Origin of the sequence: Actinomyces sp. SKVG-SVH-4(1), from assembly GCF_048514265.1 — a bacterium.
Lineage (GTDB): Bacteria > Actinomycetota > Actinomycetes > Actinomycetales > Actinomycetaceae > Actinomyces > Actinomyces oris.
In genome coordinates this window covers 170,040-182,988 of sequence record NZ_JBGEVE010000004.1, presented here as the reverse complement: position 1 = coordinate 182,988, position 12,949 = coordinate 170,040, and the positions used below count along the sequence as shown (strand labels likewise).

At 70.8% G+C, this 12,949-nt stretch carries 11 protein-coding genes; 9 read left to right on the top strand and 2 right to left on the bottom strand.

Features of this window, described 5'->3' with window-relative positions:
• The first annotated feature begins 68 nt into the window (after nucleotides 1-68).
• Together brnQ and AB7V09_RS05410 are read left to right on the top strand one after the other, a co-directional pair.
• Nucleotides 69-1,490 (top strand): branched-chain amino acid transport system II carrier protein, encoded by a 1,422-nt coding sequence (gene brnQ / locus AB7V09_RS05415; protein ID WP_419143155.1) that lies wholly within the window; start codon nucleotides 69-71, stop codon nucleotides 1,488-1,490.
• A 28-nt stretch (nucleotides 1,491-1,518) separates the two neighbouring features.
• Nucleotides 1,519-3,009 (top strand): MFS transporter, encoded by a 1,491-nt coding sequence (locus AB7V09_RS05410; RefSeq protein WP_419143154.1) that lies wholly within the window; start codon nucleotides 1,519-1,521, stop codon nucleotides 3,007-3,009.
• Nucleotides 3,010-3,025: 16 nt separating this feature from the next.
• On the opposite strand, the gene AB7V09_RS05405 is transcribed toward AB7V09_RS05410, so the two are convergent.
• A complete protein-coding gene (locus AB7V09_RS05405) occupies nucleotides 3,026-3,643 on the bottom strand; it encodes a class I SAM-dependent methyltransferase (protein WP_419143153.1) in 618 nt (205 codons plus the stop codon).
• Nucleotides 3,644-3,812: 169 nt separating this feature from the next.
• On the opposite strand from AB7V09_RS05405, the gene AB7V09_RS05400 reads away from it, so the two are divergent.
• The 5 genes from AB7V09_RS05400 (at nucleotide 3,813) to AB7V09_RS05380 (ending at nucleotide 10,553) form a co-directional block, all read left to right on the top strand.
• Nucleotides 3,813-4,703, top strand: coding sequence for a hypothetical protein (locus AB7V09_RS05400; protein WP_419143152.1), 891 nt, complete (start codon nucleotides 3,813-3,815; stop codon nucleotides 4,701-4,703).
• Between the two features lie 177 nt (nucleotides 4,704-4,880).
• Nucleotides 4,881-5,654 (top strand): hypothetical protein, encoded by a 774-nt coding sequence (locus tag AB7V09_RS05395; protein ID WP_419143151.1) that lies wholly within the window; start codon nucleotides 4,881-4,883, stop codon nucleotides 5,652-5,654.
• Between the two features lie 78 nt (nucleotides 5,655-5,732).
• Nucleotides 5,733-7,364 carry a GTPase HflX gene (hflX, locus tag AB7V09_RS05390; protein WP_419143150.1) on the top strand — a complete coding sequence of 544 codons (1,632 nt, stop codon included), beginning with the start codon at nucleotides 5,733-5,735 and terminating at the stop codon, nucleotides 7,362-7,364.
• Between the two features lie 104 nt (nucleotides 7,365-7,468).
• Nucleotides 7,469-9,433, top strand: coding sequence for an ATP-dependent DNA helicase (locus tag AB7V09_RS05385; RefSeq protein ID WP_412095242.1), 1,965 nt, complete (start codon nucleotides 7,469-7,471; stop codon nucleotides 9,431-9,433).
• A gap of 118 nt (nucleotides 9,434-9,551) precedes the next feature.
• Complete coding sequence (locus tag AB7V09_RS05380; protein ID WP_004565208.1) at nucleotides 9,552-10,553, top strand: L-lactate dehydrogenase; 1,002 nt, start codon at nucleotides 9,552-9,554, stop codon at nucleotides 10,551-10,553.
• A gap of 73 nt (nucleotides 10,554-10,626) precedes the next feature.
• Here AB7V09_RS05380 and lexA read toward each other — a convergent pair whose 3' ends face one another.
• The gene (gene lexA, locus AB7V09_RS05375) at nucleotides 10,627-11,418 is read right to left on the bottom strand and encodes a transcriptional repressor LexA (RefSeq protein ID WP_419143149.1); all 792 of its coding nucleotides are present in this window, start codon (nucleotides 11,416-11,418) and stop codon (nucleotides 10,627-10,629) included.
• 213 nt (nucleotides 11,419-11,631) lie between these two features.
• On the opposite strand from lexA, the gene AB7V09_RS05370 reads away from it, so the two are divergent.
• The gene (locus AB7V09_RS05370; RefSeq protein ID WP_419143148.1) at nucleotides 11,632-12,381 is read left to right on the top strand and encodes a LysM peptidoglycan-binding domain-containing protein; all 750 of its coding nucleotides are present in this window, start codon (nucleotides 11,632-11,634) and stop codon (nucleotides 12,379-12,381) included.
• Nucleotides 12,382-12,488: 107 nt separating this feature from the next.
• A complete protein-coding gene (gene nrdR / locus AB7V09_RS05365; protein ID WP_419143147.1) occupies nucleotides 12,489-12,944 on the top strand; it encodes a transcriptional regulator NrdR in 456 nt (151 codons plus the stop codon).
• Nucleotides 12,945-12,949 lie beyond the last annotated feature (5 nt).

The window sequence follows — 12,949 nt, the reverse complement described above, 5'->3', positions numbered from 1 at the left end:
GCCGCCATCCACACTGCTCCCGGACGTCGCACCGACGCCACATCCGAGAAGAGAAACCGACCACCACTATGAGCCAGCCATCCACACGCACCACCGTCGGCGCCATCCTGCCGACCGGCCTGATGCTTTTCGCCCTGTTCTTCGGGGCGGGCAACCTCATCTTCCCGCCCCTGCTGGGGGCCGCTTCGGGCAGGAGCTTCGTTCCGGCCATGGCGGGCTTCCTTGCCACCGGGGTGCTCATGCCGCTCATCACCGTGGTCGCCGTCTCCGCCTCCGGTGAGGGGATCCTGGGCCTGGCTCGCAGAGTGGGACCCCGATTCGGCACCGTCATGCCGCTGGCGGTCTATCTGGTGATCGGTCCGCTGACCGGTATCGCCCGTGCCGCCACGGTCGCCTACGAGCTGGCGACCCTTCCGGTGCTCGAGCTGCTGGGGATTCATCACTCCCGCCTGGCCCTGCTGGCGCATGTGACGGTGTTCATGGGAGTGTCCTTCAGCATCGCCCGCAGTCCGAGCCGCCTGGCCGACCGCGTCGGGCGCTGGCTCACTCCCGCCCTGCTGGCCCTGCTGGCCCTGCTGTGCGGGGCCGCCATCCTGATGTTCCCCAGCGTGGAGCGCGAGGCCATCGGGGACTACGTGAGCCACCCCCTGACCACCGGGTTGACTCGGGGCTACCTCACCATGGACGTCCTGGCGGCCACCGTCTTCGGTGTCGTGGTCATCTCCTCCCTGCGCGAACGAGGCCTGTCCTCTTCCCCTGCCCTGGTGCGCAGCACGATCCTGTCCGGGGGTATCGCCGCCGCGCTTTTGGGTCTGGTGTACATCGGCCTGGCCGTCCTGGGAACCCACACCCGCGGGCGGATCACCGCCGACGCCGAGGAGGGCACCGCGCTGCTGAGCAACGCGGCCTCCTCCACGCTGGGGACCTCGGGAGTGGTCATCTTCGCCGCCATCGTCATCCTGGCCTGCCTGACCACCGCCGTGGGGCTGCTGGCCTCCTGGGCCGGCTACGCCTACACCGCCTGGCCGGCCGTCTCCTTCAACCGGCAGCTCGCCGCCTGCGCGATCGTCGCCTTCGCGCTGGCCAACCTCGGACTGGATGCCATCCTCAAGATCGCGGGGCCGGTGACGTTCCTGCTCTACCCCCTCGTCATCGCCCTGGTGATCGTGACACTGATCGATGCCCTGGCACCGGGACGGCTCAGGGCCACCTACCGGTGGTGCGTGAGCACCGCCGGGATCCTCGGCTCCGTCTCCGCCATCATCGCCACCGGCTGGGATGGCCCCAGCAGGCTGCTGGCGAGAACCGGCCTGTGGAGCGACTCCGCCGGATGGATCCTGCTGGTGCTCATCGCCCTGGTGATCGGGATCGCCCTGCTGATCGGCATCGTCCTGGACATCCGCTCCGGAGCCTGGTCCACGCCCGCCCCCGGGGAGCCTCCCAGCCGGGCTCAGCAGGACGTCGAGCACGCCGCGGCCTCACAGCTGTGAGCGGCCCGGCACGCGGTAGCCTCACGACGTGCCCACGCCTCGCCCCTGCGACCCAGCCCAGACGCCGCGTCCGAACCATGAGCGGCTTCTGCCGACACTGCTCATCCCCGCCTTCGTCTCGCTGCTGGCAGTCTCCTCGGTCAATGTCATCCTGCCGGCCGTTTCCCACAGCCTGAACGCCGGAACCGCAGGGCTCCAGCTCGTCGTCTCCGGCTACGCCCTCGTCTTCGGGGTCGCCCTCGTCCCGGCCGGCCGCGCCGGCGACGTCATGGGGCGGGGACGGCTCTTCGTCATCGGCATGCTCCTGTTCGGGGCCGGATCCCTCGCCTCGGGCCTGGCCCCCGACGTCGTCACCCTCAACCTGGCCCGGGTTGTCATGGGAATCGGCTCGGGACTGCTCAACCCGCAGGTGACCGGCATGATCCAGCAGTACTACTCCGGTGAGGCCCGAGGACGCGCCTTCGGGCTCTTCGGCGCCGTCATCGGGGTCTCGGTGGCGCTGGGGCCGGTGCTCAGCGGCGGTTTCATCGGCTGGCTCGGGGACGACTGGGGCTGGCGCGCCTCCTTCCTCATCAACGTCCCCCTCACCCTGGCCGGCATCTGGGCCGCGCGCCGCTACCTGCCGGCCTCCGCCTGGCAGCGGGAGAGCAGCACGGAGCAGACCGACGATGGCGACGCCGCCGGGAGCGCCGGGGCCGCCCAGCGTGGCGGGGTCGATCTCGACCCGGTGGGGATGGGACTGCTCGCCGTTGGCACGCTGCTCATCATGATCCCCTTCATGGAGGCCCCGGCCGGCACCTGGATCTGGGGCCTGGAGGCCGCCGGTATCGGCGTCATCGGCGCCTGGGTGGCCTGGGAGAGGCGCTACCGGTCCAGGGGCGGCGCCCCCATGGTGGACCTCAGCCTGCTGGCCATCCCCTCCTTCGCCTACGGCAGCCTGGCCATCGCCGTGTACTTCCTGGGCTACACCAGCGTATGGATCATTGTGGCCCAGTACGTCCAGGCCGGCCTGGGATCCACCGCCCTGGCCAGCGGCCTCATCGGAGTCCCGGCCGCCCTGGCGGGATCGATCACCGCCGCCGTCGCCGGCCGCCGGGTGATCCGGGTGGGGCGGGTCATGGTGCTCGGCGGCATGGTGCTGGGCATGGTCGGGCTACTGGGGAGCATCGGCATCATGCACATGCACGCGCGCGCGGGCTGGAGCCCCTGGTGGCTGACCCTCACGCTGCTGGTGCTCGGAGTGGGGCAGGGCCTCGTGGTCTCCCCGAACCAGACCCTCTCCCTGGCCGACGTCCCCCTGGAGTACGCCGGGGCCGCGGGCGGCATCCTCCAGACCGGTGAGCGCATCGGCGCCTCCATCGGCATCGCCGTCATCACGGGCCTGACCTTCCGCGTCTCGCACTCCTCGGGCTGGGAGGCCGCCGCTCAAGCCGGTCTGCTGGCCGTCGTGGCCACCATCGCCGTGGCCGCGGGGGTCGCCGTCATCGATCTGCGCCTGGCGAGGCGACGACGCCGGTAGCCGGCCCGGCGGCATGTCAGCCGTGCCGGCGGCGCACTCGCAGGACCCTGAAGCCCTTCGAGGAGGCCATTCGGTTCACCTCCCAGCCCTGGTCCCTCAACCAGGTCGCCAGGGAGTCGGCTCCCAGGTTCTTGAGCACCACCAGCCAGGCCTCGCCGTCGTCGGACAGCAGCGCCAGCCAGTCCAGCAGCAGCGTGTGCAGGGCCTCCTTGCCGATGCGCACCGGAGGGTTGGACCAGATGAGATCCACCGGCGTCGATGTCTCGCGCAGCTCGGCCAGCAGCGCGTCGGCCGGGGCGGTGCGCACGTTGTCCAGGCCTGCGGCAGCGGCGTTGCGGGCGGTCAGGGCCAGGGAGCGCTCGTTGACATCGGTGGCCAGGACCTGTGCCTGTGGAGCGGCCCCGGCCAGGGCCAGCGTGATCGGCCCCCATCCGCAGCCCAGGTCGAGGAACGTGCCGGTCCGGGCCGGATCGGGGACGTGATCGAGGAGGACCTGGGTGCCCTTGTCGAGGCGGTCGGCGCTGAAGACACCCGAGGCCGTTACCACCGTGCGCTCGACGCCGCGGATCGAGAAGCGGTGGGTGCGCTCCTCCGCCTCGACGGCGGGGGAGGCGGTGAAGTAGTGCTCGCTCACGCCCACCAGGCTACCCGGGCTCTGCTCGTCGACAGGGGAAGGAAACCAAGGCGGTCATCAGTCCGCTGCCCCCTTGCCAGGCGAGGAGTGCCGATTTTGCGAGACGCAGTTTTATGGTAATACGATCTTCTCTCCATAGGGGTTAGGGCGGTAGGAGAGGGATGTTGTCATGAGCCGATACAGGGCTCTCGCAAAGGCGCTCAGCGGCTGGGCAATCTTGACGTTGGGGCTGAATCTTTCGATAGCGATCGCACAGGCTGTCGGATCCAGGACTGAGACCGGACCTGCATTCATTCCCGTGTCTCAGGCAGTTCTGGTCACATTGTTCGTTGTCCCCGCGATCGTGGCTTGTCGTCGCCTCCTTGACCGCAGGACTCTCGCCGGGATGGGCCTATCACGTCACTGGCCCGCCGCGGCCGCGACCGGGGTGGCCGTCGGTGTCGGGACCGGGGCTGTTGTGTGGACACCCGTGTTCTTGATCGGCTGGGCCCGGTTCGATCACCTCGAACCGGCGGCGCTCGCAACCTTCCTCGCAGTCAACGCGGTCGTCCTGCTACTGTACGAGGCATTGCCGGAGGAGATCGCGCTGCGCGGCTACGGGTGGTCGACCCTACGGGAAAGCTGGGGGCCGCTCGCGGCCACCATGACGATCACGGTTCTCTTCTGCCTCACTACGGCGTTGAGCAATCTGATTCGAATGATGTCAACGCTCGTTCTGGGAGGCGGAACGACGGGCTTCTCTCTGGCGCCGAGCGGTAACGACCCCTTTTTCTACATAGCTTTGCTGTTCGTCTTCGGCCTCACACTGGTTGCGGCCCGACGGATCCCACTACCGGGTGCGCTCACCTCTGCGATCGCCTTCCATCACACGTTTCTCACCATCAACCGCGTGCTTCTGGGTGGTCTTGGCTGGATCAGTTCCGGGGTCGGGATCGAGTTTGACACGCCCGAGGTGCCCGCGATCAGCCTTGTGCACGCTGCGCTTGCCGGAGCTGTCTTCATGGTGGTGCGGCGGTGGCTGGAACGCCGCACAGCGGTTGTATCGAGGCGGGTAGCCTGATGTGATGACGATGTCTCCGCTACCATCCGACCCCGTGTCGGAAGGTCCGGTAGCACATCGGAGAAGTTAACGGGAGGCGCCTCCGGCGCCGTCGTCGGAGCCCTCGCCCCGAACATCGAGGTCTACGTCCTCGGGGAGATCCTGCGGGGCCTGCCCGCCAGGGCCATGGCCACAGGTGTGGCTATCATCGGGGCGCTGCGCGCCTCCAGCCCCTGGTTCTGGCCCGGAGTCGCCAGAGGGACCGCACTGGTGCTCTGGTCCTGCTCCCGCGTCCTGCCTGCAGGGACCCTGTGCCTGGCGGTCGGCCGGCGCGCGGGCATCGCCACCCTGATGTGGGGGTGCGCCTTCTTCCTGACCCTGGACTACCTGGTTGCTCCCAGCGCCTACGATGTCCTGGACATGACCCCGCCCCAGATCGGCTGGGCGCTCACCGCAGGCGGTATCGGCTGGTGGGTCGTTGCGATTGTCTGCGGGGCCCATCCGGCACGGGAACCGAAGGCCTACCGCCGCCGCACCACGCTGGCTGAGGCCTTCGTCGTCCTCGGCGCCGCGCTTATGACCACCACGGTCCTCGGCCGACCGGGCTGGTGGGGGCTGCCCGTGGGCTACGGCGTGGCCGGCATCGGCATGGGCCTAACCCACCTGGACACCATGAACCGCATTGTCACCGATCCCGCAGAGCCCGATGGCATCACCAACGCCCAGGCCGCCACCGCCGTGACGATCGCCGATGCGGCCGGCGGTGCGGTTCTGGGGACGGTCACCACGGCCTTTGTCGCCCCCACGGCATCCGGTGCCGAGACGGACCGGCTGTGGCCGACACTCATCTTGCTCGCCGTGGGGCTCCTCCTCACCCCGCTACTGGCCCGACGCGCCGCCCGAGTCGGCGGGTGGCCCCACGCGCCCACGGGCAGTACCATCGCCCCCATGTGGATCCTTCGTATGCGCTGAAACGGCGGCCGGCGCCGCTCCCCGCCAGAACCATCGCGCCCCATCGGAGGGGCGCAGGCATACGACGAAGGACATTTTGTGACCCATCACCACTCCACTACCCCCAGCACCCCCTCCACCCCTGAGGACGCAGCAGACACCCGTGACGCCCATGAGGGCCGTGACGTCCGTGACGTTCACGACGTCCATGACGTTGTGGCCCGGGTCCTGTCCCGGACCGGAACCGCCCTGGCCTCCACCGCCGCCCAGCACGAGCACGCCGGTGGCTACGCGGACGGCCTCGACGACGGCGCCCTGGAGCGGGAGGCCCGCGCCGCCCGCCGCCGTGTGGCCGGACTGTCCACCGAGCTGGAGGACGTCAGCGAGGTCGAGTACCGCCAGGTCCGCCTGGAGAAGGTCGTCCTGGTCGGCCTGGAGCTGCCCCGGCCCCACGGCCCGGCCGCCGGCGCACCGGGCGGCAGCGGCCAGGTGCGCGACACCCAGGACGCCGACACCTCCCTGCGAGAGCTGGCCGCCCTGGCCCAGACCGCCGGCAGCGAGGTCCTCGACGCCCTCATCCAGAAGCGCGACCACCCCGATCCCGCCACCTACCTGGGCAGCGGCAAGGCGCGTGAGCTGGCCGACGTCGTGGCCGCGGCCGGCGCCGACACGGTCATCGTCGACGGTGAGCTCGCCCCCTCCCAGCGCCGAGCCCTGGAGGACGTCGTCGGCGTCAAGGTCGTTGACCGCACCGCCCTCATCCTGGACATCTTCGCCCAGCACGCCAAGTCCCGTGAGGGCAAGGCCCAGGTCGAGCTCGCCCAGCTCGAGTACCTCCTGCCGCGCCTGCGCGGATGGGGCGAGTCCATGTCCCGACAGGCCGGAGGCCGCGTGGCCGCCGGTCAGGGCATCGGCTCACGCGGCCCCGGAGAGACCAAGATCGAGCTCGACCGGCGCCGCATCCGCCAGCGCATGGCCCGCCTGCGCCGCGAGATCCAGGCCATGGCGCCCTCGCGTGAGACCAAACGGGGCTCGCGCCGACGCGGTGCCATCCCCTCGGTGGCGATCGCCGGCTACACCAACGCCGGAAAGTCCTCCCTCATGAACCGCCTCACCGAGGCCGGCATCATGGTCGAGGACGCCCTGTTCGCCACCCTCGACCCCACCGTCCGGCGGGCCGAGACCTCCGAAGGGCGCACTTACACCCTCACTGACACCGTCGGTTTCGTGCGCAACCTGCCCCACGAGCTCATTGAGGCCTTCCGCTCCACCCTGGAGGAGGTCGCCGGGGCCGACCTCGTGCTGCACGTCGTCGACGCCGCCCACCCCGACCCCCTCAGCCAGGTGGCCGCCGTGCGCACCGTCCTGTCTGAGATCCCCGGAGCCCTGGACGTGCCCGAGCTCATCGTCCTGAACAAGACCGACCTCGCCGACGCCGTCACCCTGGCCGCGCTGCGCACCGGCCTGCCCGGGGCGGTCGCGGTCTCGGCCCGCACCGGGGAGGGGATCGAGGAGCTGCGCGCCCGCATCGAGCAGATGCTGCCCCACCCGCAGGTGAGCATCGACGTCGTGGTGCCCTACTCCCGTGGGGACCTCGTCTCCCGGGTCCACGCCGAGGGCGAGATCGACACAGTCGACTACGTCGAAGCGGGCACTCACGTCGTTGCGCGCGTCGGCGCCGCCCTGGCGGCCGAGATCGAGGGCGCCGCCGCAGGCGTCACCGTCGACTGAGAGGCACCGTGACCCCGAGCGAGCCGAGCCGCACGGACCGGCCTGACACTGACTGCGCCGGCGACCGCAGGGTCCTGGACGTCCTGGACACCGCGGTGCGCACCATGGGCGGCAGCCCCCGCCAGGGGCAGACCACCATGGCCCGGGAGGTCGCCCAGACCCTGGCCGACGGCACCCACCTCCTGGTGCAGGCCGGCACCGGGACGGGAAAGTCATTGGGCTACCTGGTGCCCGCCATGGCCCATGCCGTGCAGGCCGGTGCCCGGGTCGTGGTCTCCACCGCCACCCTGGCCCTGCAACGGCAGATCCTCACCAAGGACGCGCCCCTGGCCGCCGACGCCGTCGAGCAGGTCACCGGCACCCGCCCCGAAGTGGCCCTGCTCAAGGGCTGGCAGAACTACCTGTGCCGCCACCGCCTGGACGGCGGCTACCCGCCGGAGGAGGACGAGGCCGCGCTCTTCGGCGTCGGGGACGCCATCGCCCAGCCGGCCGCCGGGCACGGGAGCGACGCGAGCCTGGGCGAGCAGGTGGTCCGCCTGCGCGAGTGGGCGGCCAGGACGGATACCGGCGACCGCGACGACCTCGTCCCCGGCGTCTCCCAGCGCGCCTGGGCCCAGGTCTCCGTCTCCCGGGCCGAGTGCCTGGGACAGTCCTGCCCCCTGAAGTCCGAGTGCTTCCCCGAGCTGGCGCGCGCCGCCGCCTCCCGGGCCGATCTCGTGGTGACCAACCACGCCATGCTCGGCGTGGTCGTGGCCGGCAACCCCGGGGTCCTGCCCGAACACCAGGTCCTCATCGTCGACGAGGCCCACGAGCTGGCCGACCGCATCCGCTCCCAGGGCACCATCGCCCTGTCGGCGGCCGCCGTGGCGCGCACCGCCGCCACCGCCCGCAAGCACGCCTCCGTGCTGGTCAGCGAGCTGGAGTCCGCGGGCCAGACCCTCCAGCTCGCGCTGGCCGAGCTGCCCGACGGCCGCCTGGAGGCGCCCCTGCCCACCGCCCTGCACGACGCGCTCGTGCTCCTGGACGGCGCCGCCCGCCAGGTCGCCTCCGACGTGCGCGACCAGGCCCGCGCCCTGGGCCGCGACCGTTCCAGCGAGGCCGCCGGGGGCCTGGCGGTCGCCCGCACCGCCGTCGCGGACCTGGTCGACGCCCTGGACCGCATGACCTCGGACTCGGTGGCCCAGGGACGCGACGTGGCCTGGATCGAGCGTCCCCGCATGGGCGCCGAGCCCCCGCGCCTCCTCCTGGCCCCCATCGAGGTCGCCGGATCGGTGGCCGGCCACCTGCTCAACGGCCGCGCCAGCGTCATGACGTCGGCGACCCTCGCCCTGGGGGACAGCTTCGACCCCATGGCCCGCTCCCTGGGTCTGACCCTGGCCGAGCAGCCCTGGAGAGGCCTCGACGTCGGCTCCCCCTTCGACTACCCCCGTCAGGGCATCCTCTACGTGGCCGCCCACCTGCCCCGCCCCGGCGCCGGCATCTCCGAGGCCGCCCTGGATGAGATGCTCGCCCTGGTCGAGGCCTCCGAAGGCGGCATGCTGGGCCTGTTCTCCTCCCGGCGCGCCGCCCAGGAGGCCGCCGAGGTGCTGCGCGGAGCCACCGACCTGCCCGTCTACGCCCAAGGCGACGACCAGCTGCCCACCCTGGTGCGGGCCTTCGCCGAGGACGAGGCAGCCTGCCTGGTGGGCACCCTCTCGCTGTGGCAGGGCGTGGATGTGCCCGGGCGCACCTGCCGCCTCGTCGTCATCGACCGCATCCCCTTCCCCCGGCCCGACGACCCGGTCGCCCAGGCCCGCACCGACGCCGTCGTGGCCTCCGGCGGCAATGGCTTCATGAGCGTATCGGCCACCCACGCGGCCCTGCTCCTGGCCCAGGGGGCGGGGCGCCTCATCCGCCGCAGCCAGGACCGCGGCGTCGTCGCCGTCCTGGACTCGCGTCTGCGCACGGCGCGCTATGGGGGCTTCCTCACCCGCTCCATGCCCGCCCTGTGGCCGACGACGAAGCCCGATGTGGTCCGTGCCGCTCTGAGGCGTCTTGCTCTCCGTTCCGATGCCCCGGTGGAGGAGTGAACCCGTCGGCTGGGCCTTTGGGTATGTGCCCCTCGGGAGGATATGCACGTAGGCTTGAGGCGAGCGGGTGCTCGCGCCCCTGCGGTCCTGCCCAGCAGATCCCATTGAGGAGAAGAACGTGTCAGACCACATCACCACTACCGCTGAAGGCTCCTACCCCACCAACCGTTCCGGCCGCCCCTCCAAAGTCGCTGTCATCGGTGCCGGGGCCGTCGGCTCCACCCTCGCCTACGCCTGCGTGACCAAGGGCGTTGCCCGCGAGGTCGTGCTGCAGGACATCGTCAAGGAGAAGGTCGAGGCCGAGGCTCTCGACATCGCCCAGGGAATCCAGTTCACCTCCGCCGGCTCCGTCTCCGGCTCCGACGACCCCGAGATCTGCCGCGATGCGGACGTCATCGCCATCACCGCCGGCGCCAAGCAGAAGCCCGGCCAGTCCCGCCTCGAGCTGGCCGGCGCCACCGTCGGCATCATGGAGAAGATCCTCCCCAAGCTGGTCGAGGTCGCTCCCAACGCCATCTTCGTCCTCGTGGCCAACCCGGTGGACGTGGTGACCTACTGCGCCAAGAAGATCACCGGTCTGCCCGAGAACCAGGTCTTCGGCTCCGGCACGGTGCTGGACACCGCCCGGATGCGGTACCTCATCTCCCTGGAGACCGGCACGGCCGTCCAGAACATCCACGGCTACATCGCCGGTGAGCACGGCGACTCCGAGGTGCCCCTGTGGTCCTCCACCGAGATCGGTGGTGTGCCGATCACCCAGTGGGGCACCACCCTTGACGGCGGCGTGTTCGACGAGTCCAAGCGTGAGCGCATCGCCCACGACGTGGTCCGCTCCGCCTACCGCATCATCGAGGGCAAGGGCGCCACCAACTACGCCGTCGGCCTGGCCGTGCAGCGCATCATCGGCGCCGTCCTCAACGACGAGCAGCGGGTGCTCACCATCTCCCCGCTGCTGGACAACTGGCACGGCATCTCCGACGTGTGCATGGCCGTCCCCACGATCGTGGGACGTGAGGGCGCCGGACGCCGCCTCGAGCTGCCCCTGACCCCCGAGGAGAAGGAGCGCCTGACCGCCTCCGCCGACCACCTGCGCGAGGTCGCACGCGGCCTGGGCTACTGAGCCACCGGTCTGAAACACGGAAGGACCGCCCCGGTCAACGGGGCGGGCCTTCCGTCATGCGGGCCTGGCGTGCCTACAGGGCGCGCAGCACCGTGACCACCTTGCCCATGATCGTGGCCTGGTCTCCGTCGATCGGGGCGTAGCTGGAGTTGCGGGGAAGCAGCCACTGGTGGCCGTCGCGTCGCGAGAGCACCTTGACCGTGGCCGAGGCGCCGTCGACGTCCTCGATCATGGCTGCCACGATCTCGCCGTTGGCCGCGTCGGGCTGGGAGCGCACCACCACCCAGTCGCCGTCGCAGATAGCGGCTTCGATCATCGAGTCCCCGTGCACCTCCAGCATGAAGAGCTCGCCCTCGCCGGTCAGGCGGCGGGGTAGGGCCATGACATCGGTGACCTCCTGCTCCGCCAGGATCGGGGTCCCGGCGGCGATCCGCCCCACCAGCGGGACGGCGACCGCGTCCCCGTCCTCGATGCCGGGGACACTGGGGGAGTCGAGCGAGGAGACGTGAGCGGTGCCTCCAGAGGCGGTCGCGCGGCCACTAGGGCCGCTGTCGGCGGAGACGACCTCCATCGCTCGAGGACGATTGGGGTCTCGGCGCACCAGGCCCAGGCGCTCGAGCTTGTCCAGCTGGTGCTTGACGGAGGAGGGACTGGTCAGGCCCACCTGCTCTCCGATCTCACGCAGTGAGGGCGGGTAGCCGTGGGTGGCGATGGCCGCGCGGACGGCCTCATAGACCGCGCGGGCGCGCTTGTCGAGGTCGTTGATGACCTCCATGACCGCTGCTGCGCTGATCTGCTCAGCACCGCCGGCTCCGCCGTGCGGCATCGGGGTCGATGAGTCGCCCTGGCGTGCTGTGGTGCTCATGGTCCTGGCCCTCCCTGCCGGACGGCCCTCGGGCCCGGGGGCGTCAAGGGCGCGGAATAGATGTCGGTGGTCCGTGATCGTCTTGGACATGACCAGCCTACCGGCGACGCGACCACGATTCAAACACATGTTCGAAGATGTGCTGGACGTGTTGCCTCTCAGGCGCTAATGTATCGAACAAGCGTTCGTCGAACATGTGTTCAGGAGGTTGCCGTGAGTGCCATCGCCATCCCGCTCCCGTCCCGTCAGGCTTCTCGGGCTCGGACCGATGAGCCCGTCGCTGGGCCGGCCAGTGGCCGGGCTGGCGGGCAGTCCTCCCGTCGGCCTCGGCTGAGGCTGGTCACTGACGACTTCGTCCCCGAGGCTCCTTTGCGGCGTGGTGTCGAGGGCGCGCAGCGCCCCGGGGTCGCATCCGCTCGTGTCCCGGCGCTGCCGGCAGCGCTGCCAATGCGTCGCCCCGCGGCGCCTGCTGCACTGCGGGGTCGTCGCTCGGAGCTGGAGAGGCTGGCCCCGCAGCACCCGGCGGTGCGTGCCGCTGGGCTGCGACGTAGCGCCCCGCAGGAGGAGGGCCGGAGAGGCGGCGCCGCTCAGCGTCCCGGCAAGGGTGAGTCCATCCCGTCCCGCCCGCGGGAGGCGGTGGAGACGGAGGTGCGCTCCCCAGCTGGACTGCGGCTTCTTCGTGGCGGTCTCGCGGTCATCGCCGCGGCCCTCGTGCTCGCATGCAGCGGACTGGCCATCGGGGCCCTGGCGGGCATGGCCTGGGCGGGCTCCGCTACGGCGGTTGCGCAGGTGCAGGCGGATACCACCACCACGGTGGTTCGTCCCGGTCAGTCCCTGTGGGACATCGCCGAGGCGAGCGGGACCGCGGACGTCCCGGGGATGGTGGCCCGGATCGCCGAGCTCAACGACCTGAAGGGAACGACCATCCGTGCCGGGCAGACGCTGGAGATTCCTACGGCGTGAGAATCGGTGCGGGGGTCGCTCCTCGAGGCGGGCTTGCGGGGCGGCCCGCCGGGCGTTTACCCTCCGATGGACTGACACGTAGTCCAGTGAGTTCGGAGGTTGTAGGCGTGCACTGCCCCTTCTGCCGTCATGACGGCTCGCGCGTTGTCGACTCCCGGACCGCTGAGGACGGCACCTCCATCCGTCGTCGTCGGGAGTGTCAGCAGTGCGGGCGCCGATTCACCACGCTGGAGACCGCCAGCCTGTCGGTCCGCAAGCGCTCCGGCGTCGTCGAGCCCTTCAGTCGGGACAAGGTCGTGGTCGGGGTCAGGCGCGCCTGCCAGGGGCGCCCCGTCTCTGACGATCAGCTCGCGCTCCTGGCGCACCAGGTTGAGGAGGCCATTCGCGTCGGAGGCCAGGCGCTCGTCGACTCCCACGACGTCGGGCTGGCGATCCTGGGCCCCCTGCGTGAGCTGGATCAGATCGCCTACCTGCGCTTCGCCTCGGTCTACTCCTCCTTCGACTCCCTGGAGGACTTCGAGAAGGCCATCGCCGAACTGCGCAGTACTGAGGCGACCTGCTGACCTCG